The 24,963-nt window shown below is 68.0% G+C and carries 21 protein-coding genes and 2 pseudogenes; 15 read left to right on the top strand and 8 right to left on the bottom strand.

The genetic code is table 11. The features are described 5' to 3' along the window. Window positions 1-160: 160 nt before the first annotated feature. Both DIE12_RS39055 and DIE12_RS39050 read left to right on the top strand, forming a co-directional pair. A pseudogene (locus DIE12_RS39055) lies at window positions 161-1,474 on the top strand (DNA translocase FtsK); the annotation flags it as partial. Between the two features lie 1,194 nt (window positions 1,475-2,668). After that, window positions 2,669-4,915, top strand: a pseudogene (locus tag DIE12_RS39050) (DNA translocase FtsK); the annotation flags it as partial. Between the two features lie 110 nt (window positions 4,916-5,025). Here DIE12_RS39050 and DIE12_RS14145 read toward each other — a convergent pair. Next, the gene (locus tag DIE12_RS14145) at window positions 5,026-6,273 is read right to left on the bottom strand and encodes a lactonase family protein (RefSeq protein WP_124521605.1); all 1,248 of its coding nucleotides are present in this window, start codon (window positions 6,271-6,273) and stop codon (window positions 5,026-5,028) included. A gap of 166 nt (window positions 6,274-6,439) precedes the next feature. Here DIE12_RS14145 and DIE12_RS14135 point away from each other — a divergent pair, with 166 nt between their 5' ends. After that, complete coding sequence (locus DIE12_RS14135) at window positions 6,440-8,269, top strand: glycoside hydrolase family 15 protein (protein WP_044849192.1); 1,830 nt, start codon at window positions 6,440-6,442, stop codon at window positions 8,267-8,269. 208 nt (window positions 8,270-8,477) lie between these two features. Beyond that, a complete protein-coding gene (locus DIE12_RS14125; RefSeq protein WP_124487192.1) occupies window positions 8,478-9,965 on the top strand; it encodes a polyhydroxyalkanoate depolymerase in 1,488 nt (495 codons plus the stop codon). Window positions 9,966-10,103: 138 nt separating this feature from the next. Here DIE12_RS14125 and DIE12_RS14120 read toward each other — a convergent pair whose 3' ends face one another. Next, a complete protein-coding gene (locus tag DIE12_RS14120; protein ID WP_044849194.1) occupies window positions 10,104-10,736 on the bottom strand; it encodes a TetR family transcriptional regulator in 633 nt (210 codons plus the stop codon). Between the two features lie 162 nt (window positions 10,737-10,898). Here DIE12_RS14120 and rsxB point away from each other — a divergent pair, with 162 nt between their 5' ends. Together rsxB and nth are read left to right on the top strand one after the other, a co-directional pair. Further along, window positions 10,899-11,894 (top strand): electron transport complex subunit RsxB, encoded by a 996-nt coding sequence (gene rsxB, locus DIE12_RS14115; RefSeq protein ID WP_124521603.1) that lies wholly within the window; start codon window positions 10,899-10,901, stop codon window positions 11,892-11,894. Continuing rightward, window positions 11,891-12,535, top strand: coding sequence for an endonuclease III (gene nth, locus DIE12_RS14110; protein ID WP_124487190.1), 645 nt, complete (start codon window positions 11,891-11,893; stop codon window positions 12,533-12,535). The genes rsxB and nth overlap by 4 nt, the downstream gene beginning before the upstream one ends. A 115-nt stretch (window positions 12,536-12,650) precedes the next feature. Here nth and DIE12_RS14105 read toward each other — a convergent pair whose 3' ends face one another. Beyond that, window positions 12,651-13,580 carry a DMT family transporter gene (locus DIE12_RS14105; RefSeq protein WP_124487189.1) on the bottom strand — a complete coding sequence of 310 codons (930 nt, stop codon included), beginning with the start codon at window positions 13,578-13,580 and terminating at the stop codon, window positions 12,651-12,653. A 279-nt stretch (window positions 13,581-13,859) separates the two neighbouring features. Between DIE12_RS14105 and DIE12_RS14100 the strand changes: the two genes are divergently transcribed. Further along, entirely contained in the window at window positions 13,860-14,327 is a 468-nt protein-coding gene (locus DIE12_RS14100; RefSeq protein ID WP_374692714.1) for a DUF1841 family protein, read from the top strand. 72 nt (window positions 14,328-14,399) lie between these two features. Here DIE12_RS14100 and DIE12_RS14095 read toward each other — a convergent pair whose 3' ends face one another. Together DIE12_RS14095 and DIE12_RS14090 are read right to left on the bottom strand one after the other, a co-directional pair. Then, window positions 14,400-14,759, bottom strand: a complete 360-nt coding sequence (locus DIE12_RS14095) for a cytochrome c (protein WP_011885615.1) — start codon at window positions 14,757-14,759, stop codon at window positions 14,400-14,402. A 40-nt stretch (window positions 14,760-14,799) separates the two neighbouring features. Further along, window positions 14,800-15,159 (bottom strand): c-type cytochrome, encoded by a 360-nt coding sequence (locus DIE12_RS14090; protein WP_011352793.1) that lies wholly within the window; start codon window positions 15,157-15,159, stop codon window positions 14,800-14,802. 244 nt (window positions 15,160-15,403) lie between these two features. On the opposite strand from DIE12_RS14090, the gene DIE12_RS14085 reads away from it, so the two are divergent. From DIE12_RS14085 to DIE12_RS14065, 5 genes are all read left to right on the top strand, one after another. Further along, the gene (locus DIE12_RS14085) at window positions 15,404-16,246 is read left to right on the top strand and encodes a MoxR family ATPase (RefSeq protein ID WP_124487188.1); all 843 of its coding nucleotides are present in this window, start codon (window positions 15,404-15,406) and stop codon (window positions 16,244-16,246) included. 21 nt (window positions 16,247-16,267) lie between these two features. Further along, window positions 16,268-17,443 (top strand): VWA domain-containing protein, encoded by a 1,176-nt coding sequence (locus tag DIE12_RS14080; RefSeq protein ID WP_124521601.1) that lies wholly within the window; start codon window positions 16,268-16,270, stop codon window positions 17,441-17,443. 56 nt (window positions 17,444-17,499) lie between these two features. Continuing rightward, window positions 17,500-18,711 carry a benzoate/H(+) symporter BenE family transporter gene (locus DIE12_RS14075; RefSeq protein WP_044846441.1) on the top strand — a complete coding sequence of 404 codons (1,212 nt, stop codon included), beginning with the start codon at window positions 17,500-17,502 and terminating at the stop codon, window positions 18,709-18,711. 168 nt (window positions 18,712-18,879) lie between these two features. Next, window positions 18,880-19,833, top strand: a complete 954-nt coding sequence (gene tal, locus DIE12_RS14070; protein ID WP_044846440.1) for a transaldolase — start codon at window positions 18,880-18,882, stop codon at window positions 19,831-19,833. Between the two features lie 250 nt (window positions 19,834-20,083). Then, window positions 20,084-20,539 carry a VOC family protein gene (locus tag DIE12_RS14065; protein WP_124487186.1) on the top strand — a complete coding sequence of 152 codons (456 nt, stop codon included), beginning with the start codon at window positions 20,084-20,086 and terminating at the stop codon, window positions 20,537-20,539. A gap of 90 nt (window positions 20,540-20,629) precedes the next feature. Here DIE12_RS14065 and mctP read toward each other — a convergent pair whose 3' ends face one another. From mctP to DIE12_RS14050, 3 genes are all read right to left on the bottom strand, one after another. Continuing rightward, entirely contained in the window at window positions 20,630-22,180 is a 1,551-nt protein-coding gene (gene mctP, locus DIE12_RS14060; RefSeq protein ID WP_044846438.1) for a monocarboxylate uptake permease MctP, read from the bottom strand. Continuing rightward, window positions 22,177-22,419 (bottom strand): DUF3311 domain-containing protein, encoded by a 243-nt coding sequence (locus tag DIE12_RS14055; RefSeq protein WP_011657556.1) that lies wholly within the window; start codon window positions 22,417-22,419, stop codon window positions 22,177-22,179. The genes mctP and DIE12_RS14055 overlap by 4 nt, the downstream gene beginning before the upstream one ends. A gap of 198 nt (window positions 22,420-22,617) precedes the next feature. Continuing rightward, window positions 22,618-23,535, bottom strand: a complete 918-nt coding sequence (locus tag DIE12_RS14050) for a spermidine synthase (protein WP_124487185.1) — start codon at window positions 23,533-23,535, stop codon at window positions 22,618-22,620. A 148-nt stretch (window positions 23,536-23,683) separates the two neighbouring features. On the opposite strand from DIE12_RS14050, the gene DIE12_RS14045 reads away from it, so the two are divergent. The 3 genes from DIE12_RS14045 to DIE12_RS14035 all read left to right on the top strand — a co-directional run bounded on the left by DIE12_RS14045 (window position 23,684) and on the right by DIE12_RS14035 (window position 24,946). Continuing rightward, the gene (locus tag DIE12_RS14045) at window positions 23,684-23,938 is read left to right on the top strand and encodes a hypothetical protein (protein WP_124487184.1); all 255 of its coding nucleotides are present in this window, start codon (window positions 23,684-23,686) and stop codon (window positions 23,936-23,938) included. A gap of 325 nt (window positions 23,939-24,263) precedes the next feature. Further along, on the top strand, window positions 24,264-24,626 hold the full coding sequence (locus tag DIE12_RS14040) for a type II toxin-antitoxin system RelE/ParE family toxin (RefSeq protein WP_044846435.1): 363 nt from the start codon (window positions 24,264-24,266) through the stop codon (window positions 24,624-24,626). Continuing rightward, window positions 24,623-24,946 carry a helix-turn-helix domain-containing protein gene (locus tag DIE12_RS14035; RefSeq protein WP_039319579.1) on the top strand — a complete coding sequence of 108 codons (324 nt, stop codon included), beginning with the start codon at window positions 24,623-24,625 and terminating at the stop codon, window positions 24,944-24,946. Before DIE12_RS14040 ends, DIE12_RS14035 begins: the two co-directional genes overlap by 4 nt. Window positions 24,947-24,963 lie beyond the last annotated feature (17 nt).

Here is a 24,963-nt window from a genome sequence, read left to right as displayed (position 1 = left end):
CGATCGGCCGCCTTCGCCGCGCGCGGATCCCGGACGCATGCGTCCCGCGGCCTGGAAGCGCTTCGACGCCTTCAAACTGCCTTAGAGTCCTGTTCGTCGGCCGGTTAAACTCGGCGGGTCGCGCACCGCGCTCCCCGCCCTCTTCCTGTTTCATCAAAGCATGCACACGGTTGTCTTCGGCTGGTTCGGCATCTCCGCCGTCTGGTTCCTCCTTCTCATCTGGCGTCTCGTTCAGGCGATGCTGCCCGGCGGCGGCGGACTCGCCGGCCGCGGCTCGATTCGCCTGTGGCTCGGCTTCGCGGCCGTGTTCGTCGCGACCTGCGCGCTGACGAGCCCGCTGTCGGGCCCCGACTCGAATGCGCTCGGCCACGCGTTCTCGAACGGCTTCGCGCATGTGCTCGGCCCGATCGGCACGCCGGTCGCGATGGTCGTGCTGTTCTTCGCGGGCCTGCCGTGGCTGACCGGCATCGGCTGGCGGCAGTTCGCCGCGTGGGTCGACACGTCGTTCGGCGTCAAGCTCGCGCGCGACGTCGACGACGACGACGTGCGCGGCGTTGCCGACCTGCCGCGCAGCGCGCTGCATCGCGACGACGACATCGTGCAGCCGACCACCGCCCATACCGTCAACTCGATGGCGCCGCGGCAAAACGGCCGGTATTCGCGCCCGACGTTGTGGAAGCCCGATCCGCAGGCGCGGCCGAAGCCGCGCAGCAAGCCCGCGCCGCGTCCGCTCGCCGAGCCGGTCGCGCCGACGGGCTGGCTGAAGCCAACGTCGGCCAATCGCATGCCGCCGCCGCCCGCACCGGGCGCGACGAGCGCCATGCCGCCCCCGACGACCGGCAGCACCGCCAGCCTCGCGCGCGCCGCCGCGAACAGCCAGGTGCCGCGCCCGAGTCCGGCCCCGCTGCCGGCCGGGTTCGAGCCCGTTCGGCCGCAACCGACCGCCGCGCGACCGGCCGCAGCCGCGCTGAAGCAACCGGCCGCGCCGCGCACCGCGGTCACGCCGCGCCCGGCCGCCGCGACGCCGCCGCGCACGCCCGCCCGCCCGGTGACGGGCGTCGGCGCCGCCGGCCAGTCGCCGGACGCCGCACGACGCCGCCCCGCGCCGCCGGCCCCGGCACGCGCGCCGCTCTACGCGTGGGTGCAACAGCCCGCGGAGCCGATCACGCCGGCACCGAGCGTTCACGACACGCTGCGCTCGATCGAAGCCAGTACCGCGCAGTGGGCGACGCTGGACGGTGTGCGGCAGGCCGATGTGTCGTCGGCACCGGCCGCCGCGGCGACCGTGGCCGGCGCGGTTGCAGCGGCGGGCAGCGTCGCCGCGTCGGCGTCGACGGCCGTACCGGCCGGAATCGTTGCGGACGCGCATCAGGCCTCGCCCCGCGACGCAGTCCGTCCGGACGCGCACGAAGCCGCGCCGGCCTATGACGACGCACCGATCGTGCTGGATGCATTCATGCCGGCGGAGCCGAGCATGCGCGTGCCTGCTGTCGATACGGATGGCGTGGCATTCGACGAGGCCGTGACGCCATCCGACGACTCACCGATCGTGCTGGATGCGTTCATGCCGGCCGAGCCGGGCGTGCGCGTGCCTGCTGTCGATACGGGTACTCCGGTGTTCGACGAGGCCGTGCGGCATGCCATGCCGGATCCTGGCGTCGAAACCGATGCGCCGACGCGTCACGCGGACCGCGAGCATCGGCATGGCGCCGATGCACCAGCCGCGCCGGCATTCGATGCCCCGATCGACTTTGCGCCTTGGGAAGACATCGTCAGCCCGCCGGTTTCCAGGCTCGGCGCGCCGCATGAAAGCCCGATTGCCGCACCACCGTCGGACGCGGATGAGTCGGTGGCCGCGAGCGCAGCGGTCGGTACGCCTTCGGCCGCTGTCACGTCGACCGTGAGCGCCACGGGCCGCACCGTCGATGCGAAGGATGCGGCAACGGCCGCCGGAATTGCCGGCCAGGTCCAATCGCAAGCTCCGGCGCTTGCCGATACCGCCGTATCGGTCGTCGCTGAAGAACACGCGCACGCGACGCAGGATGTCGTGAAGCCGGTCCAGCCGGTCACGCCGCCTCCCCTCTCCGCTTCGTCGATCGCGGCAACGCCGACGCAGCCGCGTGCCGATGCAGTGCCCGTCGCAGCAGCGACGACGGCAGCCTCGGCCGCGTCGAACACGGCACCGGCCGGCGCCGTGACGGGAACGGTCTGGCACGCGGCAGCAAAGCACGGTAGCGAAACCGCTCCGTTGCCTGCAGGCATGCAACGCGCCACGCCACCGGCACCGGCGGCGGCGGCGGCGGCGGCAACGGTGACACCGGCCGCCGCGGCCATGCAACCTGCGTCCGTCGACGCCGCTGCCTCCTCCGCATCATGGTCGAAGCCGTTGTCCGCTGAGCCCTTCGCTGGTGCGCAGACGACCTCGGCAGCTGACGCGTCGTCGCCCGTCGGCAGCGCATCCGGTTCTGCCGCGCCGGTGCCCGCGAACACGCCGAACAGCACGCCTGTCGCCGCAGCGCCTGCGTTTGCCGGCATGACAACGGCACAACCTTTTGCGGCCGCGCAAAACGCAGCGGCTGCGGCTTCCGCCCTGACGTCTGCGGCGGGCGCTTCCGGCCCGGCCACCGCGCAGCCTTTCGCATCCGCGCCGACCGTGGCAGCCGCCACGGCGCCTGCATCTACTGGCACGTCCTTCAGCGCAACCGGATCGCAACCTGTGCAACGCACGCCGGTGTCGCCTGCCGCCGCGTCTTTCGCCTCGTCGGGCAGCGCATTGGCCGCAGCGTCGACCGCATCGGCGACGCCTTCGGCAGCATCGACCACCCGCATGCCTGACGGTTCGGCATTCGGTGTGCCGGCCGCGACGACTGGAGCGACGCAGACGACAACCGGCGCCGCGCCTGTCGCTGCCACTGCCATCGCCCCGACACCGTCTTCCGGCGCACTCGCCCCGATGAACACGGTCGCCGTTGCCGCGCCCGCCGCGTTCGGCGCCACGCCTGCCGCGACAAATGGCGCGCCAGCCTCCTTCGCCGCTGCCCCGGCCGCGACGGCACCGGCCGCGTCGCCGACTTCCGCGCCCCCGTCGGTCTCGGCATTGCCGACCTACTCCGTGCCGGGCGGATCCGTCGACACGGCGACACCGGCGCAATCCATCGCGTCCGCACCGCTGCCGCAGGCCCCGTCGTTCACGACCCCGCCGGCTCCCGCCGCTGCGCCGGCGAGTTGGTCGATGTCCGACATCGGCACGACGCCCACGACAACCGGCATCACGATCCCGGCCGCCACGACCGTGCCGCTTCCGACCGCAACGCCTCCCGCGGCCACCGTGCCGCCGGCACCGGCGGAATCGGGCGCCCCGGCCGCCGACGCATCGACCGCGCCCGCGCGCCAGCCGCGCCCGAACGCGTTCGAATTCCACGCACCCGCGTCGTTCAACGTGGAGTTGCCGACGCTCGACCTGCTCGAGCCCGCGTCCGACGACGTCGAAACGATCACCGAGGAACACCTCGCGCAGACGGCCCAGGTCATCGAGCAGCGCCTGCAGGAGTTCAAGGTGCCGGTGACGGTGGTCGGCGCATCGGCCGGCCCGGTGATCACGCGCTTCGAGATCGAACCCGCGCTCGGCGTGCGCGGCAGCCAGATCGTCGGCCTGATGAAGGACCTGTCGCGCGGCCTCGGCCTCACGTCGATCCGCGTCGTCGAGACGATTCCCGGCAAGACCTGCATGGGCCTCGAGCTACCGAACGCGAAACGCCAGATGATCCGCCTGTCGGAAATCCTCGAGTCGCGCCAGTACCAGCATTCGGCGTCGCAGCTGACGATCGCGATGGGCAAGGACATCACCGGCCACCCGGTCGTCACCGATCTCGCGAAGGCGCCGCACATGCTGGTCGCCGGCACGACGGGTTCGGGCAAGTCGGTCGCGATCAACGCGATGATCCTGTCGCTGCTGTACAAGGCGACGCCCGAGGACGTGCGGCTGATCATGATCGATCCGAAGATGCTCGAGCTGTCGGTCTACGAAGGCATCCCGCACCTGCTCGCGCCGGTCGTCACCGACATGAAGCTCGCGGCGAACGCACTGAACTGGTGCGTCGGTGAAATGGAGAAACGCTACCGGCTGATGTCGGCCGTCGGCGTGCGCAATCTCGCGGGCTTCAACCAGAAGATCCGCGACGCGGAGGCGAAGGAAAAGAAGATCGGCAACCCGTTCTCGCTGACGCCCGACGATCCCGAGCCGCTGTCGAAGCTGCCGCTGATCGTCGTCGTGATCGACGAGCTGGCCGACCTGATGATGGTCGCCGGCAAGAAGATCGAGGAGCTGATCGCCCGTCTCGCGCAAAAGGCGCGCGCGGCCGGCATCCACCTGATCCTCGCGACCCAGCGCCCGTCCGTCGACGTGATCACCGGCCTCATCAAGGCGAACATCCCGACGCGCGTCGCATTCCAGGTGTCGTCGAAGATCGACTCGCGCACGATCCTCGACCAGATGGGTGCCGAATCGCTGCTCGGCCAGGGCGACATGCTGTTCCTGCCGCCGGGCACGGGCTACCCGCAGCGCGTGCACGGCGCGTTCGTCGCGGACGAGGAAGTGCACCGGATCGTCGAATACCTGAAGCAGTTCGGCGAGCCGCAGTACGAGGAAGGAATTCTCGACGGCCCGGCCGCCGACGGTGCGACGCAGGACCTGTTCGGCGAAGCGCCGGATGCGGAAGCCGATCCGCTGTACGACGAAGCGGTCGCGTTCGTCGTGCGCACGCGGCGCGCGTCGATCTCGTCGGTGCAGCGCCAGTTGCGCATCGGCTACAACCGCGCCGCGCGCCTCGTCGAGCAGATGGAGGCGGCCGGACTGGTGTCGCCGATGGGCATCAACGGCAGCCGCGAGGTGCTCGTGCCGGCGGCGGCCGACTGAGCATGGCGGCAGCACGGCCGCCGACGATCGATCCGGGCGCCCCGCGCAAGCGGCCGCCCGGACGAACAAGGGCGCTGCCTCGGCAGCGCCCTTTTTTGATGGACGGCGATTTACAGCGCCGCCGGCACCAGCTTGAAGTCGACCGGGCTGCCGACCACGACCTTCTGCGGATTCGCGCCGAGCTGCCCCGTTTGGACGTCGCGGCTGAACACGTAGAACGTGTCGCTGTCCTGGTTGCCGACGATCAGCCACTTGCCGGTCGGATCGATCAGGAATTCACGCGGCGTCCTGCCGAGGCTCGACTGGCGCCCGACGGTCTTCAGCCGGCCGTCGGCCTGGTTCACCGCGTAGATCACGATTTCGTTCACGTCGCCGCGATTGCTCGCGTACAGGAAGCGGCCGTCCGGCGACAGGTGGAGCGCGCCGCCGCCGACCTTGCCCTTGAAGCCCGGCACCGTCATCGGCAGCGTCTCGACCGGCGTCAGCTTGCCGTCGCGGTAGCCGAACACCTCGACCGACGCGTTGAGTTCGCTCGTCACGTACGCGAACCGGCCGTCGGCGCCGAATACCATGTGACGCGGGCCGGAGCCGGCCTTCACCGGCGTGTAGCGCGTGTCGGTCGGGCTGATCAGCCCGCGGCTGCCGTCCACCGTGTAGCGGTAGCCGTAGAGCTTGTCCGCGCCGAGGTCCTGCACGAACAGGTAGCGGCCGTCGGGGGAGAACACTGTCGAGTGCACGTGCGCGCCATCCTGGCGCCCCTTCACGGGCCCCGTGCCCTCGTGATGCACCGTCAGCACGGCCGGGCCGGCCGCGCCGCCGTCGCGGATCGGGAACACGGCGAAGCTGCCGCCCGGATCGGCCGCGACCGAGTAGTTGGCCGTGACGAGGTACTTGCCGTCCGGTGACAGCGCGAGATAGCAAGGATCGTTCCCTTCCGACGACACGCGGTCGATGAACGTGAGCGCCCCCGTCTTCGGATCGAAGCCGAACGCGCTGATGCCGCCGCGCTGCGCGGCTGGCCCGTTGTCGCCGGGCAGTTCGTTGACCGCGTAGACGGTGCGACCGTCGCGGCTCGGCAACAGGTAGGACGGATTCACGGTCTTCGCCGACGACACGGGCGCGATGCTGCCCGTTTTCGTATCGAAGCGGTACACGTAGATCCCGTCGCTGCCGTGCCCCGTATAGGTGCCGACGAGCAGGTTGTAGACGCCGTCGGCCGGTGCCGGCGATTGTTGTGCGAAGGCGTGGGTCGCGGACAAGGAAAGCACGAGCGCGAAACCTTTCATCCAGTGAGCGAACCTAAGCGGGAACCCTCGTGTCGAAGCGCGCGCGTCACGCTCGCGTAAACGGTTGGGCATTGAATCCTCCTTGCATCGAGTCGCTTCAAGTGTTGAGATAGGACGAAACGCCGGCCGTTCATGCGCTCCGCCGCCCGGGCGAGTATACGGGGCGCGACGCCGGCGCGTGAAGCCCGGGCGCCGCAGCCCTGCATCGTGAACTCGAATATCCAAGGACCGCTTGCCCATGCCCGCCCTGATCGAAGACTACGCCCTCGTCGGCGACGGCCACACTGCCGCGCTGATCTCGAAAGACGGCTCCGTCGACTGGCTGTGCTGGCCCCGCTTCGATTCGGGCGCCTGTTTCGCGGCGCTGGTCGGCACGCCCGAGCACGGCCGCTGGCTGCTCGCGCCGGCCGCCGACGCCGCGATCACGCACACGACGCGCCGCTATCGCGGCGACACGCTGATCCTCGAAACCGACTACGAAAGCGCCGACGGCGCGGTCACCGTGATCGACTTCATGCCGCCCGGCAACGGCTGGTCCGAACTGGTGCGGATCGTCGTCGGCCGCCACGGCACGATGAAGATGCGCATGGAACTGGTGTTGCGCTTCGACTACGGTTTCTCGATCCCGTGGGTCACGCAGCTGACGCGCGAGGACGGCATGAAGGCGATCGCCGGCCCCGATACCGTCGTGCTGCGCACGCCGGTGCCGCTCACCGGCAAGAACCTCCATACGCTCGCGGAATTCACGGTGAGCGCCGACGAACGTGTGCCGTTTTCGCTCAGCTATGCGGCGTCGCACCTGCGGCTGCCGCCCGCGCGCGATCCGCTGTCGATGCTCGCGCGCACCGAGAACTACTGGCTCGAATGGTCGGGCCGCTGCCAGGTGCAGGGCCGCTACGCGGCCGCCGTGCGCCGTTCGCTGATCACGCTGAAGGCGCTCGCGTACGAGCCGACCGGCGGCATCGTCGCGGCGCCGACCACGTCGCTGCCCGAGAAGATCGGCGGCAACCGCAACTGGGACTACCGCTACTGCTGGCTGCGCGACGCGACGATCACGCTGCTCGCGCTGATGCGCGGCGGCTATTACGACGAGGCGCGCGCGTGGCGCACGTGGCTCGGCCGCGTGATGGCCGGCTCGCCCGAGCAGATCCAGATCATGTACGGGATCGCGGGCGAGCGCCGGCTGCCGGAAATGGAGCTCGACTGGCTGCCCGGCTACCAGGATTCGAAACCGGTGCGCGTCGGCAACGGCGCCGCGAACCAGCTCCAGCTCGACGTGTTCGGCGAAGTGATGGCCGCGCTGCACCTCGCGCGCGTGGGCGGCCTGCAGGCCGACGACACGGTGTGGTCCGTCCAGTGCTCGCTGCTCGACCATCTCGAGAAGATCTGGCGGGAACCCGACGAGGGCATCTGGGAGACGCGCGGCGGCCGCCGCCACTTCACGTTCTCGAAGGTGATGGCGTGGGTCGCGTTCGACCGCGCGATCAAGTCGGCGGAGATGTTCCGGCTGCCCGCGTCGCTCGACCGCTGGCGCGCGCTGCGCGACCGGATCCACGCGGACGTGTGCGACAACGCATGGCATGAAGGCAAACAGGCGTTTGCCCAGAGCTACGGCAGCGACGAGCTCGACGCGAGCGTGCTGCTGCTGCCGCTGCTCGGCTTCCTGCCGCCGGAAGACCCGCGCATCGTCGGCACGGTCGACGCGATCGAGCGGGAATTGCTGCACGACGGCCTCGTGATGCGCTACCGCACGACCGAGTACGACGACGGCCTGCCGCCGGGCGAAGGCACGTTCCTCGCGTGCAGCTTCTGGCTGGTCGACAACTACGCGCTGCTCGGCCGGATCGACGACGCGCACCGGCTGTTCAGCCGGCTGCTCGCGCTGTCGAACGACCTCGGGCTGCTCGCCGAGGAATACGATCCGGTCGATGGCCGGCTCGTCGGCAATTTCCCGCAGGCGTTCTCGCACGTGGCGCTCGTGCATACCGCGATGAACCTGATGCACCACGAAGAAGCGATGGCGCGCGCGGCCGGCCAGCCGGCGCCGGCCGTGGCGACGGGGCGCTGACCGGGGGTGGAGCGGCTTCTTCAGAGATCGTCAATTCGCAAACGTTTGATGAAAAATCGGAAAAATGTTGCATTGCAACATTGATCGTTGTCCGATATGATCGACTCGATTGTCCGGCCGCACTGCAACATGGCCGGTCGCTGACCCACACGGCACGCCGCGACGCCACACGCCCCTGCGCACCGTCCCCCAAGCGGGAGTAGTCTGCATGCTTTACCAACTGCACGAATTCCAGCGGGCGATGCTGAGCCCGCTCACGGCCTGGGCCCAGGCCGCCTCCAAGTCGTTCGCCAATCCGTCCAGCCCGTTCTCGCTGATGCCCGGCGCGCCGCGGATGGCCGCCGCGTACGAACTGATGTACCGGCTCGGCAAGGATTACGAGAAGCCCGAATTCAACATTCACCAGATCGTCAAGGACGGCCACAACATCCCGATCGTCGAGCAGACGATCATCGAGAAGCCGTTCTGCCGGCTGCTGCGTTTCAAGCGCTATTCGGACGACGCCGATGCCGTCACGCAGCTGAAGGACGAGCCGGTCGTGCTGGTCTGCGCGCCGCTGTCGGGCCACCACTCGACGCTGCTGCGCGACACCGTGCGCACGCTGCTGCAGGATCACAAGGTGTACATCACCGACTGGATCGATGCGCGGATGGTGCCGGTCGAGGTCGGCCCGTTCCACCTGCACGACTACATCGCGTACATCCAGGAATTCATCCGCCACATCGGCGCGCGCAACCTGCACGTGATCTCCGTGTGCCAGCCGACCGTGCCGGTGCTCGCGGCAATCTCGCTGATGGCGAGCCGCGGCGAGGACACGCCGCTCACGATGACGATGATGGGCGGCCCGATCGACGCGCGCCGCAGCCCGACGTCGGTGAATTCGCTGGCTACGCAACACTCGACCGCGTGGTTCGAGAACAACGTGATCCACACGGTGCCCGCGAACTATCCGGGCGAAGGCCGCCACGTGTATCCGGGCTTCCTGCAGCACACGGGCTTCGTCGCGATGAACCCGGAACGTCACGCGCAATCGCACTGGGACTTCTACCAGAGCCTGCTGCGCGGCGACGAGGACGACGCCGAGGCGCACCGCCGCTTCTACGACGAGTACAACGCGGTGCTCGACATGGCGGCCGAGTACTACCTCGAGACGATCCGCGTCGTGTTCCAGGAATTCCGGCTCGCGGAAGGCACGTGGGATGTCGCAGGCGAGCGCGTGCGTCCGCAGGACATCAAGCACACCGCGCTGATGACGATCGAGGGTGAACTCGACGACATCTCGGGCAGCGGCCAGACGCACGTCGCGCATGAGCTGTGCACGGGCATCCCGCAGGACGACCGCCGCAGCCTGACCGCCGAGAAGTGCGGTCACTACGGGATCTTTTCGGGCCGCCGCTGGCGCACGATCATCTATCCGCAGTTGCGCGACTTCATCCGCGAGCATGCGCCGGAACCGAAGAACGGCACGACGAAGTTGCCTCCCGATGCACAGGACGCGACCACGATCGGCGCCGTGCCGGCCGCCACGCCGCAGCCTGAAACGACGGCGCGCGCCACCGCCGCGAAGCGCACTCGCCCGAAAGCGCCGGCCGTGACGGTCGCACCCGCCAGGACGGCCGTCGCGAAGGCCGCACCTGCCGCGAAACGCGCAGGCAGCACGCGCGCCAAGCCCGCGCGGGCGCGCAAGGCCGCCTGACGCACCGCGTCCCGACGCAAAAACGCCGCCGGTGCTTGCGCACGGCGGCGTTTTTTTATCCGGCGGTCGCGCTCGCGGCGACTCATCGATTCATCGACGCGTCGGTTCATCGGCGCGTCGGTTCGACGGTTCGTCGACTCAGCGCCGCAGCAGATACGCGAGCAGCAACTCGGTGTTCATCCTGACCATCTCCGCGCGCTCGTCGGCTTCGCTGAAGTCGCGGCCGAGCGTCGCGGCGAGCGTGAAGCGGTTCGACACGATGTAATAGCCGAGCCCCGACAGCGTCACGTAGAAGCGCAGCGGATCGACGTCGCTGCGGAACAGCCCGGCTTTCTGGCCGCGCATCAGCACGTTGCCGAGCTTCGCGACGATCGGCGACATCATCTCGCGGATCCGCGTCGACTTGTGCAGGTAGCGCGCTTCGTGCAGGTTCTCGTTGTTGATGAGCCGCAGCAGCTCGGGATGATCGCGGTAGTAGTCCCACACGAAATGCGCGAGCCGCGTGACGGCCTCGACGGGCGCCACGCCATCCAGGTCGAGCACGCGCTCGGCCTCGGTCAGCGCGGAGAACGCGTGTTCGAGCACGGCCGTAAACAGCTGCTCCTTGCTGCCGAAGTAGTAATAGAGCATGCGCTCGTTGGTCTCGGCCCGGCGCGCGATCTGGTCGACACGTGCGCCGAACAGCCCTCCACCCGCGAACTCTTCGGCTGCCGCCATCAGGATGCGGCGGCGTGTACCTTCAGGATCTCTTTTGATTTTTGGCTGATTCATGGTGGCGTTTTGCTATGTGAGCCGCGTGATCCTGATCCGGACCGGCACCCCCACCGCCTCGGCGCCGGCTGCCCTGGAACGAGCGCGCCGCATGCGGCCGCCCTCCTGCTGAGCCCCTGCAAAAAAGCGGTTCGATTATGCGCACAGACAGCGTCCAGCGCAATGCGGGAAATCGGCGATAATCAAGGTTTGGCAAACCTTTCCGGCCGCGCCAGACGCGGCCGAGAGCCATTCGGCGCTGCTGCGCCCGTTGTCACCGTGACTGATTCCAAGACCCTCGCGGATCGCATCGAAGATCTGCTTCCCCAGACGCAATGCACGAAGTGCGGCTATAACGGCTGCCGTCCGTACGCCGAAGCGATCGCCGCCGGCGACGCGAACTACAACCAGTGCCCGCCCGGCGGCGCCGAAGGCATCGCACGCCTCGCGCGCCTGCTCGGCAAGCCCGTGATCCCGCTGAATCCCGTCAACGGCGCCGAGCATCCGCGCGCCGTCGCGTTCATCGACGAAAGCCTGTGCATCGGCTGCACGCTGTGCATGCAGGCGTGCCCGGTCGACGCGATCATCGGCGCACCGAAACAGATGCACACGATCGTCGAATCGCTGTGCACGGGCTGCGACCTGTGCGTACCGCCCTGCCCGGTCGACTGCATCGCGATGGTCCCCGTGACCGACGAGCGCACCGGCTGGGACGCGTGGTCGCAGGAACAGGCGGACGCCGCGCGCGAGCGCCACGACCGCCGGCTCGCGCGCCAGCGTCGCGAACGCGAGGCCGCCGAGGCGCGCGCCGCCGCCCGCCGCGCGGCCAGCGCCGGCGCCGGCGCGGCCAAGGCTGCGCCGGCCGCGGAACAGCCGGGCGCACCGGGCGCTGCCCCGGCCGACGACGCCGACGCGAAGAAGCGCGCGATCATCGCCGCCGCGCTCGAACGCGCACGCAAGAAGAAGGAAGAACTGTCCGGGCAAGGCGCCGGGCCGAAGAACACCGAAGGCGTGAGCGCGGCCGTGCAGGCGCAGATCGACGCGGCCGAAGCCCGCCGCAAGCGGCTCGCCGAACAGCAGGCGCAGCGCGACGCCGAGGCCGCCGGCGACACCCGCGACGATCCGAACCACGACGACCGGAACGGCCCGTCCGCGCCGCCCGACAAGAACCGTCCATGAACGCCACGAAACGACGCGCGATCTACGAAACGCTGCAAAGCCTCAATCCGCATCCGACCACCGAGCTCGAATACACGACGCCGTTCGAGTTGCTGATCGCGGTGATGCTGTCCGCGCAGGCGACCGACGTGTCGGTCAACAAGGCGATGCGCAAGATGTTCCCGGTCGCGAACACCCCGCGACAAATCGTCGCGCTCGGTGAAGAAGGCGTCGCCGACTACATCAAGACGATCGGCCTGTACCGCACCAAGGCCAAGAACGTGATCGCGACGTGCAACATCCTGCTCGAGCGCTACGACGGCGAGGTGCCGGCCGATCGCGAAGCGCTCGAGAGCCTGCCAGGCGTCGGCCGCAAGACCGCGAACGTCGTGCTGAACACTGCGTTCGGCCAGCCGACGATCGCGGTCGACACGCACATCTTCCGCGTCGCGAACCGCACGGGGCTCGCGCCGGGCAAGGACGTGCGGGCCGTGGAGGCCGCGCTCGAGAAGTTCACGCCGAAGGAATTCCTGCAGGACGCGCATCACTGGCTGATCCTGCACGGACGCTATGTGTGCAAGGCGCGCAAGCCCGAATGCTGGCACTGCGTGATCGAGCCGCTGTGCGAATTCCGGCCGAAGACGCCGCCGCCGAACGAGTGAGCGTCAGCCGCGGCTGACGCACTGCACGCGGCCGCTCGTGCCGCTCGTGCGCGCGGGCAGCGCGCGGCACGACCAGCGGACGCCATTGCGGCGCCCGCGGCTTGTCCCTGCCCTGCTATGCGTTGGACGTCGCCGTCGCGTCGTCGGCCGCCGCGCCGCCCGCGCGCACGAGCGCGAGCACGGCCGCGAGGATCGCGACGCCGCCGATCCACTGCAACGGCGACAGCGCCTCGCCGAACAGCAGCGCCGCGAGCGCGACCGTCACGACCGGCTCGAGCGTCGACAGCATCGACGTGCGCGCGGCCCCCAGCCGCTCGAGCCCGGCGAAGAACGCGAGCATCGCGGCGACCGTCGACACCAAGGCGATCGCGAGCATCGACGCCCAGCCGGCAGCCGTCGCCGGCCAGCGCGGCGGCGCACCGAACGCCGCGGTCCGCACGATCGCGATCGCGACGAGCGTCGCGGTCGCCGACAGGCAGATGACGGCGGTCGTCGCGAGCGGATCGACGCCGCGCGTCGCCTTCGTGCCGCCGACGATGTACAGCGAATAGATCACCGCGGCGGCCAGCGCGAGCGCGATGCCGAGCGGCTCGCCGTGGCCGCCGCCGACCATCAGCGCGGAGCCCGCGACGCAGAGCACGAGCGCGACCGCCTTCGCGCGCGTGAGGCGCTCGCCGAGCCACCATGCGGCCAGCAGCGTGACAAAGGCCGGATACAGGTACAGCAGCAATGCGACGAGGCTCGCCTGCGCATGCTGGAGCGCACTGAAATAGCAGAACGACTGCCCGACGTAGCCGAGCGCCCCCATCGCCACGAGCGGCGCGAGCGTGCGGCCGCGCGGCCATGCGACGCGGCGGTGCCGCGCGATCGCGGCAAGGATCGCGCCGCCGATCGCGAAGCGCACGATCAGCAGCCCGAGCACGTCGACGCCGGCCGCATACGCATAGCGGCCGAAGATCGCCATCGCGCCGAAGGCGGCGGCGGACAACGCGACATAGAGCGCGCCCTGTAGCGCGGCGGACGATGAGCGGACGGTGGCGGACATGATGGAGCGGTGCGAGCGCGACGACGGGAATCGTCGGAGTGTAGCGGCGCGGCGGCCGGCAGCCTAGCCCGCGCTTACCCGTTGCGCGGCGGCCGGCGCCGCGCCGGCCCGCACCTATCGGCCCGATGCCCGATGCCCGATCTCCCGATCTCCCGATATGCCTGATATGCCTGATATGCCTGATGTGCCCGATGCATCCGCTGCGCGCCGCAAGCGCCCCGCCGGCCCCACCCGCCGCCAGCGCCGCGCGCCGACCCGGCGTACAATGCGCGACGCGGCATGACGCCGCCCGAATCACGACGTTTCCCCACCATGTTCAATCCGAGTCGCGACGAAGTCCGTCGCTTTTTCACCGAGACCTGGCGCAAGCAGCGCGCCGGCGAGATCCTGACGCCGCTGGAAGCGATGGCAGCCGACTGGATCGTCGAGCATCCGGAATACCACGACGACCTCGCGGACGCCGACGGCGCCGCCGCGCGCAACTACACGCCCGAGGAAGGCCGCACGAACCCGTTCCTGCATCTGTCGATGCACCTCGCGATCAGCGAGCAGCTGTCGATCGACCAGCCGCCCGGCATTCGCGCCGCGCACGACAAGCTGGCCGCGAAGCTCGACTCGACCCACGAGGCGCAGCACATGATCATGGAGTGCCTCGGCGAGACGATCTGGGAAGCGCAGCGCACCGGCACGCCGCCCGATACGGACGCGTACCTGCAGCGCATCCTGCGCCGCGCGTCGCGCGACTGAGCGCCGCGGACAAAAAAATACCCCGCCGCGGCGGGGTATTCCGGCTGCACGGACCGGCAAGGTCCGGCGCGCTTACTTCTTGAAGACGAGATCCGTCTCTTTAAGCGACTCGATGTAGGCCGCGATGTCCTTCATGTCGCTGACCGACAGGTTCTGCACCTGCGCCTGCATGATCGCGTTGTTGCGACCGAGCAGCGGGTTCGTCAGCCCCATCTGGTACTGGCGCATCGCCCACACGAGGTAGTCGGCGTGCTGGCCCGCGAGGCGCGGATATTCTGCGTTGATCGGCTTGTTCAGCTGCGCGCCGTGGCAGGCCGCGCAGTTGTGCGACTCGACCAGCTCCTTGCCCTTCGTGGTGTCCGCCGCATGCGCGGTACCGATCGCGAGGCCGGCCGCCAGTGCAACCGCCGCCGTCTTGAATGCGTTGTTCATGAATGCTCCTGTCCCGCCGGTCAGATCGGCGGCGCGCGCTTTACTTGTAGGGATTGTCCTTCGTGTCGGCCTTCTGGACGGCGTAGTAAGCCGCCAGATCCGCGATGTCCTGGTCCGTCAGCGAACCGGCGATCGCGTTCATCGACGGGAAGTGACGATCTTTCTTGCGGTAGGCCTTCAGCGCGTTCTCGAGGTATTGCTGGTTCTGGCCGCCGAGGACGGGCACCCGGTAGACCTCCGGATACGCCGCGCGGTAATCCTGGATGCCGTGGCAACCGATACACATGGCGGCCTTGCTTGCCCCGTCCTTCGGGTTGCCGACCACACCGGCCGCCTGCGCGCTGCCCGCGAGCGCCACGAGCGCTGCGACAACGACGTGTTTGCCGACGAATTTGTTCATAGCTCTTGTAACCTAGCTTGAGGGGAAACTGGCGCCGAAGCGGCAACGGCCCGCGCCGTTTTGCTTGTCGGTCGCCACGCAGGCCAAAAAAAACGGCCAGATTGTACCGCGTCGGCGGGGAATGCGTCCATACGGCGCCCCGGTCCGCCCCGCCGCAGCCCCGCAACGATACGCGGCCCCGGCCCAACCGGACAGCCCTTCTGACTTATACTGGGTTTTTTTGCGACCAGGAAAGAGCGCCGCCATGCGTTTCGAAGGATCCTCGCACTACGTCGCCACCGACGACCTGAAGCTCGCGGTCAATGCCGCGCTGACGCTGCAGCGCCCGCTGCTGATCAAGGGCGAGCCCGGCACCGGCAAGACCATGCTCGCCGAGGAAGTGGCGGCCGCGCTCGACATGCCGCTGCTGCAGTGGCACATCAAGTCGACGACGAAGGCGCAGCAGGGCCTGTACGAATACGACGCCGTGTCGCGGCTGCGCGACTCGCAGCTCGGCGACGCGCGCGTGAAGGACATCGCGAACTACATCGTGAAGGGCGTGCTGTGGCAGGCGTTCGACGCCGAGCACCCGAGCGTGCTGCTGATCGACGAGATCGACAAGGCCGACATCGAATTCCCGAACGACCTGCTGCGCGAGCTCGACCGGATGGAATTCCACGTGTACGAGACGCGCGAGACCGTGCGCGCGAAGCACCGCCCGCTCGTGATCATCACGTCGAACAACGAGAAGGAGCTGCCCGACGCATTCCTGCGCCGCTGCTTCTTCCACTACATCCAGTTTCCCGATCCGTCGACGATGCAGCAGATCGTCGCGGTCCACTTCCCGGACATCCGCGAGGAACTGCTGCGCGCGGCGCTCGAGAGCTTCTTCGAGCTGCGCGCCGTGTCGGGGCTGAAGAAGAAGCCGTCGACGTCCGAGCTGCTCGACTGGCTGAAGCTGCTGCTCGCCGAGAACATCCCGGCCGACGCGCTGCGCGGCGTCGACGCGAAGCAGATCGTGCCGCCGCTCGCGGGCGCGCTGCTGAAGAACGAGCAGGATCTGAGCCTGCTCGAGCGGCTCGTCTACATGAACCGGCACAACCGGTAACCCACCCGCGAAGGCCCGGCCATGCTGCTCAATTTCTTCTACGCGCTGCGCGCAGCCAAGCTGCCCGTCTCGGTGAAGGAATACCTGACGCTGCTCGAATCGCTGAAGGCCGGGCTGATCTCGCCGTCGATCGACGCGTTCTACTTCCTCGCGCGGATGACGCTCGTCAAGGACGAGCAGTACTTCGACAAGTTCGACCAGGCGTTCGGCGCGTATTTCCACGGCGTGTCCGCCCTGCCTTCCGAGGCGTTCGACGTTCCGCTCGACTGGCTCGAGAAACGCCTCGAGCGCGAGCTGTCGCCGGAGGAAAAGGCGCAGATCGAAGCGATGGGCGGCCTCGACAAGCTGATGGAGCGCCTGAAGGAACTGCTCGACGAGCAGAAGGAACGCCACGAAGGCGGCAACAAGTGGATCGGCACCGGCGGCACGTCGCCGTTCGGGCACGGCGGCTACAACCCCGAAGGCATGCGCATCGGCGGCCCGTCGAACGGCAACCGCACCGCGGTCAAGGTGTGGGAAGCGCGCGCCTATCGCGACTACGACGATTCCGTCGAGATCGGCACGCGCAACATCAAGGTCGCGCTGCGGCGCCTGCGCCGCTTCGCGCGCGAAGGCGCGGCCGAGGAGCTCGACCTGCCCGGCACGATCCGCAGCACGGCCGCGAACGCCGGCTGGCTCGACCTGCGGATGGTGCCCGAGCGCCACAACAACGTGAAGGTGCTGATGCTGCTCGACGTCGGCGGCTCGATGGACGACCACATCAAGCGCACCGAGGAGCTGTTCTCGGCCGCGAAGGCCGAGTTCAAGCACCTGGAGTTCTACTACTTCCACAACTGCGTGTACGACCACCTGTGGAAGAACAACCGCCGCCGCCACGCGGAGCGCACCGCGACGTGGGACGTGCTGCACAAGTTCACGCCCGACTACAAGCTGATCTTCGTCGGCGACGCGACGATGAGCCCGTACGAGGTGCTGCAACCCGGCGGCTCGGTCGAATACAACAATCCGGAAGCCGGCGCCGTCTGGCTGCGCCGCCTCGCCGACCAGTTCCCCCACCATGCCTGGCTGAACCCGGAGCCCGAGCGGCTATGGGAATACCGGCAATCGGTCTCGATCATTCGCGACGTGCTCGGTCAGCGCATGTACCCGCTCACGCTCGCGGGCCTCGAAACCGCGATGCGCGCACTCAGCAAGTAACGAACCCACCCTGCAGACACGAAGGCCGCGTCCAGGCGGCCTCCCCCGGAGATAGCATGAACCCTTCGCCCACCGCGAGCGCTGGCCGCGCCGGCGGCCGCCGCTTTTTCACCGATACGTCCGTCTCGGCGCTCGTCGCCGGCTTCGTCGCGATGATGACGGGCTACACGAGCTCGCTCGTGCTGATGTTCCAGGCCGGCCGCGCCGCGCACCTGACCGACGCGCAGATCTCGTCGTGGATCTGGGCGCTGTCGATCGGCATGGCGCTGACGACGATCGGCCTGTCGCTGCGCTTTCGCGCGCCCGTCGTGGTCGCGTGGTCGACGCCCGGCGCCGCGCTGCTGATCGCGTCGCTGCCCGGCGTACCGTATCCCGAAGCCATCGGCGCGTTCGTCGTGTGCGCACTGCTGCTGACCGCGGTCGGCCTGAGCGGGCTGTTCGACACGCTGATGCGGCGCATTCCGGCCGGCATCGCTGCCGCCCTGCTCGCGGGCATCCTGTTCGAGATCGGCATCGAGATCTTCCGCGCCGCGCAGTTCCAGACCGCGCTCGTGCTCGCGATGTTCTTCACCTACCTGATCGTCAAGCGGCTCGCGCCGCGCTACGCGATCGTCACGACGCTGCTCGTCGGCACCGTGGCGGCCGGCGGCCTCGGGCTGCTCGACTTCAGCCGCTTCCACATCGCGCTCGCGCAACCCGTGTTCACGATGCCCGCGTTCTCGATCGCGTCGATCGTCAGCATCGGCATTCCGCTGTTCGTCGTCGCGATGGCGTCGCAGAACGTGCCGGGCATCGCGGTGCTGCGCGCGGACGGCTATTCGACCCCGTCGTCGCCGCTGATCGCGTCCACCGGCCTCGCGTCGCTGCTGCTCGCGCCGTTCGGCTCGCACGGCGTGAACCTCGCGGCGATCACCGCGGCGATCTGCACGGGCCCCGAAGCGCACGAGGATCACGCGAAGCGCTACACGGCCGCCGTGTGGTGCGGCACGTTCTACCTGATCGCCGGGATCTTCGGCGCGACGATCGCCGCGCTGTTCGCGGCACTGCCGAAGGCGCTCGTCGTGTCGGTCGCCGCGCTCGCGCTGTTCGGCTCGATCATGAGCGGGCTCGCGAACGCGATGCAGGACGTGAAGCAGCGCGAAGCCGCGCTCGTCACGTTCATGGTCACCGCGTCGGGTCTGACGCTGTTGTCGATCGGCTCGGCGTTCTGGGGCCTCGTCGCGGGGATCGTCACGCAGGTGATCCTGAACGCGCGTCGCCCCGCGTGATGCGGCGCGACGCCCGCCACGGCAGGCGCCGGACCCGCCAAAACGTGCCCGACACGAATCGGGCCTAAAATGATGGATCGAAGGCGGCGCCCGGCGCCGCCTCGCTTCGCCGCCGCGCTCGCGCGGCCCGTGAGAACCCGGCGCGCCGCGCCCTTCTTCCGAATCGCCATGACTACCGCACTCGACCAGCTGAAGCAGTACACGACCGTCGTCGCCGACACGGGCGATTTCCAGCAGCTTGCGCAATACAAGCCGCAGGATGCGACCACGAACCCGTCGCTGATCCTGAAGGCCGTCCAGAAGGACGCGTACAAGCCGATCCTCGAGAAAACCGTCCGCGATCATCGCAACGAAAGCACCGATTTCATCATCGACCGCCTGCTGATCGCATTCGGCACCGAGATCCTGAAGCTGATTCCGGGCCGCGTGTCGACCGAGGTCGATGCGCGCCTGTCGTTCGACACGCAGCGCTCGATCGACAAGGGTCGCGAACTCATCGCACTGTACGAGGCCGCCGGCGTCGGCCGCGAGCGCATCCTGATCAAGCTCGCGTCGACGTGGGAAGGCATTCGCGCGGCCGAGGTGCTGCAGAAGGAAGGGATCAAGTGCAACATGACCCTGCTTTTCTCGCTCGTGCAGGCCGCCGCGTGCGCGGAAGCCGGCGCGCAACTGATCTCGCCGTTCGTCGGCCGCATCTACGACTGGTACAAGAAGCAGGCCGGCGCCGACTGGGATGAAGCGAAGAACGGCGGTGCGAACGATCCGGGCGTGCAGTCGGTGCGCCGCATCTACACCTACTACAAGACGTTCGGCTACAACACCGAAGTGATGGGCGCGAGCTTCCGCACGACGAGCCAGATCACCGAGCTCGCGGGCTGCGACCTGCTGACGATCAGCCCCGATTTGCTGCAGAAGCTGCACGACAGCACCGAAACGGTGGCGCGCAAGCTGTCGCCGGACGCGCTGCAGGACAAGCCGACCGAGCGCGTCGCGATCGACGAGGCGTCGTTCCGCTTCCAGCTGAACGACGAAGCGATGGCGACCGAAAAGCTGTCCGAAGGCATCCGCGTGTTCGCCGCCGATGCGGTGAAGCTCGAAAAGCTGATCGACGGGCTGCGCTGAACCACGCCGCACCTGACGTGACGGCCGGCAGTTGAACTGTCAGCAACCCTGACAACAGCCGTCAGCAGCGTGACGAACGGCCGCGAACCGCGTGTTCGCGGCCGTTTTTATTTTTCATTCCATCGTCAGACGCGCGCACTACAATCCACGTCACGAGTGCGCCGGCCGCATCCCGGCGTGCTCTTCCCGGTCAATCTTGGAAGTACCCGCGCCGGCACCGACACGCCGGCCCGGTCAACAGGAGACAACGATGCAAGTCCAACCGTATCTGACGTTCTACGGCCGCGCGGAAGAGGCCCTTCAGTTCTACGAAAAGGCGCTCGGCGCGAAGACGATGTTCAAGATGCGCTTCAAGGATGCGCCGCCGAATCCCGAACACGCGATCACGCCCGAGATGGCCGACAAGGTGATGCATGCGAGCTTCACGATCGGCGACTCGATGATCATGTGCTCGGACGGCGACTGCAGCCAGCCGGCCGGCGCCGCGCATGCCGGCTATTCGCTGTCGCTGAACCCGGCGACGGTCGAGGAAGGCCAGAAGTTGTTCAATGCGCTCGCCGACGGCGGCGAAGTGACGATGCCGTTCGGCAAGACATTCTGGGCGCTCGGCTTCGGGATGGCGAAGGACCGTTTCGGCGTGCACTGGATGGTCAACGTCGAAGACCTGTCGCAACGCGAGGATCTCGTGAAACGCGCGCAGGGCTGACACCCGCGAAAACGCCCGCCACTTCGCAGTGACGGGCGTCGTTGCCGCTGCGCGATGCGCGGCCCGCGACACGCGGCCGCGCCGCCCGCATCAACCCTCGACGACGTCGAGATAGTCCTCCGGCCGCGTGCGATCCTCCGCATGCGCCATGCCCATCGCGCGCACCAGCACGCTCACCGCCACCGCCACCACCAGGTTCACGACCAGCGACCACACGGCCGCGTAGCCGGGAATCGCGAGGCCGAACAGGTGGATCGTGAAGATCGAGCTCGCGAGCTTCAGCGACACCGCCATCCACGTGCCGCACACGATGCCTGCCGCCCAGCCGGCCAGCAGGCCGCGATGGTCGAGCAGCCGCGTGTAAAGGCCGAGCACGATCGCGGGCAGCGTCTGGATGATCCAGATCCCGCCGAGCAGCTGCAGCTGGATCGCATAGGTGAGCGGCAGCCCGAGGATGAACGCGACCGCGCCGACCTTCACGATCAGCGACGTGAGCTTCGCGACGTGCGTCTCCTGGTCGTGCGTCATGTCGCGGTTGATGAACTCGCGGTGGATGTTGCGCGTATAGAGGTTCGCGGCCGCGATCGACATGATCGCCGCCGGCACCAGCGCGCCGATGCCGATCGCCGCGAACGCGACGCCGACGAACCACGACGGGAAATACTCGAGGAACAGCGCGGGCACCGCGAAGTTCGGGCCGAACGCCTTGAAGTACGGCGCGTACTGCGGCATGTCCTTCACGCCCGCTGCAAGCGCCATGTAGCCGAGCAGCGCGAGCAGGCCGAGCACGAACGAGTACGCGGGCAGCATCGCCATGTTGCGGCGGATCGAGTTGCCGGACGACGACGACAGGATCGCCGTGACCGAGTGCGGATACAGGAACAGCGCGAGCGCCGAGCCGATCGCGAGCGTCACGTACGCGCTGTAGCCGTTCAGGCTCGCCGCGTCCGGCGCCTTCAGCAGCAGCTTCGCGGGCGGCACGCTCGCGAAGATGTGGCCGAAGCCGCCGAGCTTCGCCGGGATCACGATGACCGCCGCGGCGATCGTGATGTAGATCAGGATGTCCTTCACGATCGCGATCATCGCGGGCGCGCGCAGCCCCGACGTGTACGTGTACGCGGCGAGGATCGCGAACGCGATGATCAGCGGCAGGTCGCCGACGAAGCCCGTCGTGTCGAAGCCGAGCGCGCCGATCACGACTTCGATGCCGACGAGCTGCAGCGCGATGTAGGGCATCGTCGCGAGGATGCCCGTCACCGCGATCGCGAGCGCGAGCATCCGGCTGCCGTAGCGTGCGTTCACGAAGTCGGCGGCCGTCACGTAGCCGTGACGCTTCGCGATGCTCCACAGCTTCGGGAACACGACGAACGCGAACGGGTAGATCAGGATCGTGTACGGCAGCGCGAAGAAGCCCATCGCGCCGGCGCCGAACACGAGCGCGGGCACCGCGACGAACGTATAGGCCGTGTAGAGGTCGCCGCCGAGCAGGAACCACGTGACGATCGTGCCGAAGCGGCGGCCGCCGAGGCCCCATTCGTCGAGATGGGCGAGATCGCCGCGCCGCCAGTTGGCGGCCAGGAAACCGATGATCGTGACACCGATGAACAGGAGCACGAAAACGAAGGTCGCGCCGAGATTCATCGCGCACCTCCCTGCGGGCCGCTCGCCTTCCACGCGTTCTTGGTCTTGAAATAGACGAACGCGGTAATCACCGCGCTAATGAAGACCCAAAGGAGCTGGTACCAGTAGAAGAACGGAAATCCGAACCATTGCGGTTCGATCTTGCTGTACGACGGTACCCACACCATCGCGATCAGCGGTAGTACCAGCAGCCAGAGCCAGCGCTTGGCGGCCCGATTGGCGTCGGCATCGTGAGCCATGACGTCTCCTCATCTTTCCCGGTTATCGATCTTGTCAAGCGGGTGCGGCGGCGAGAGGAGCGGCAAAACGGGTAAGCTGCGGCTCCCCTGGCTTCGCGCCAGTATAGGAGCCGCGAACGCGCGGTCAAGCGGGGGCGAACCCGAGGTGATCCGCCCCCAGTCATGCGGTTGCACCGGCATGCGGCCGGCGCATGAGCGTCAGATCGCGAACGAGGATTCGCGTGCGCCGATCGTTTCTTTCAAAGCTTTCACCCACTTGCGCGCGGGCAGCTTCAGCGTGTCCTCGATCAGTTTCGCGCGGGCTTCCAGCTGCGCGAACGACACGTCGAGCGCGGGGCCCGAGAACGCGATCGCGATCCGGTTGCCGTCGTGCACTTCGGGCAGCGCGATCACGCGATGGTCGAACGCCGCGTTCAGGTGCTTCATGTTGCGCACGAAGCTCGGATGGTCGCCGAACAGGTTGATCGTCGCGATGCCCGCGTCGGCGAGGCAGCCGCGCACCGCGCGATAGAACGCGACGCTGTCGAGCACCGGGCCGCGTGCGGTCGCGTCGTACAGGTCGATCTGCAGTGCGCCCGTCGTGCCGCGGTTGGCCGGATCGTTGACGAAGTCCCACGCGTCGGCTTCGTGCACGACGAGGCGTGCGTCGTCGGGCGGCAGCGCGAACATCGTGCGTGCGGCGACGATCACGGCCGGGTTCAGTTCGACGGCCTCGACCTTCGCGTGCGGCAGGAAGCGGTGCGAGAACTTCGTCAGCGCGCCGGTGCCGAGCCCGAGCTGGACGATCCGCTCGGGCGTTTCGAGGAACAGCAGCCACGCCATCATCTGCTGCGCGTATTCGAGCTCGATGGCGAGCGGCTTCGAAATCCGCATCGCGCCCTGCACCCATTCGGTACCGAAGTGCAGGAAGCGCACGCCGCGCTCTTCCGAGAACGTGACGGGCGCGAAGCGCGGCTTGCGCGGTGCGTCGAGGACGGGCACGTCGTCGTGTTCGTCGATCTCCGGGCGGCGCTTCACGCGCGGCGGCTGGAGCTGTTCGGAGCCGTTGTAGGCGGACGGCTTGCGTTTTTTGAACGCGCGCGCCTCGGCGGACGCGCGCTTGATCAGTCGGGTCATGATTGAATCTCGCTGGGTGACGCTGGATGAGCGGACGAGAGGATAGCATTGGTGGCGGTGGGAACCGTACCGAACGCCTGGTGATGCACGACTTCGACTTCACCGCGCCGTTGGCGCTACGCCGCGTTCATTGATCGAAGGAGGACGCATGACCTCGAACGGCAAGAAGATCTGGTTTCCCGCGAAGCGCAACGGCTGGGGATGGGGTTTGCCTGTCGCATGGCAAGGTTGGGTCGTGCTGCTGCTGTTCGCGACCGGGATCATCGCGAGCGCGTGGCTGGTGCCGCCGCACCAATCGCCGATCGCATACGGTGCCTGCATCGTGGTACTGGTCGCGCTGCTGACTGCCGTTTGCTGGCTCAAGGGCGAGAAGCCCGGGTGGCGATGGGGCAAGGACGATTGATCGTCCGGCGCGACACGCACGCACGTACGATCGCCGTTCTTCGGCAACGAACAACCCGCTTCCCGCCGTCATCGCCCCAAATCGATCGCCCTCTGTCGAACGGCTGAATTGCCCCGGCCTCCCCGCGACGCAAAGATGTGAAGGAACGGCCATCGGCCGGAAGATCACGCGCGCGCTCGCCTTCGTCAACACGCACCGCGGTGCCGCCGGCATCGCCCGTCGGCGTTCACCTCCAGCCTGCCCCGCCCTCACACCGCATGCGAACGGTCGCACCGGGTTCCTGCGCGCACCTTGAAAATATACCCAAATAGGGATAAATTCATCGATGGATCCGTACATCAAACCGCTGTACTGGCTCGGTTCGGCGCGCAAGGACCTCAAAGCGATGCCCGAAGCCGTGCAGGACACGTTCGGTTATGCGCTCTATCTGGCGCAGACCGGACGCAAGCACGAGCAGGCGAAACCGTTGCGAGGGTTCGGATCGGCCGGCGTGCTCGAGATCGTGGAATCGGAAGACAACGGCACGTACCGCGCCGTCTACACGGTGAAGCTCGGGAGCAGCGTCTACGTGCTGCACTGCTTCCAGAAGAAATCATCGTGCGGCATCGCGACGCCGAAGCCGGACGGCGATCTCGTCCGCGCACGCCTGAAAGCAGCCGAAGCACACGCACAAGGAGCAAGACGATGATCGAAATCGAACCGGGCAGCGGGAACGTCTACGCTGATCTGGGCATGCGCGATGCCGACGAAATGCGCGTGAAGGCTCAACTCGCCGCCAAGATCGCGGAGATCATCAAGGCACGCAAATGGACGCAGCAGCAGGCGGCCCGGTTGCTCGGCATGACGCAGCCGAAGCTGTCGAACATGCTGCGCGGGCAGTTTCGCGGCGTGAGCGAAACGAAGATGCTCGAATGTCTGGCGAAGCTCGGACGCGACGTGCAGATCGTCGTCGGGCCTGACCGTCAGTCCGAAGTCGAAGGGCACATCGAAGTCGTATTCGCCGCCTGACGGCAACGTCGTGCCGA

Origin of the sequence: Burkholderia sp. Bp9015, assembly GCF_003853505.1 — a bacterium.
Taxonomy (GTDB): Bacteria; Pseudomonadota; Gammaproteobacteria; order Burkholderiales; family Burkholderiaceae; genus Burkholderia.
Note: the sequence above shows the minus strand (reverse complement) of the source record. Positions and strands in the feature narration are given on the sequence as shown.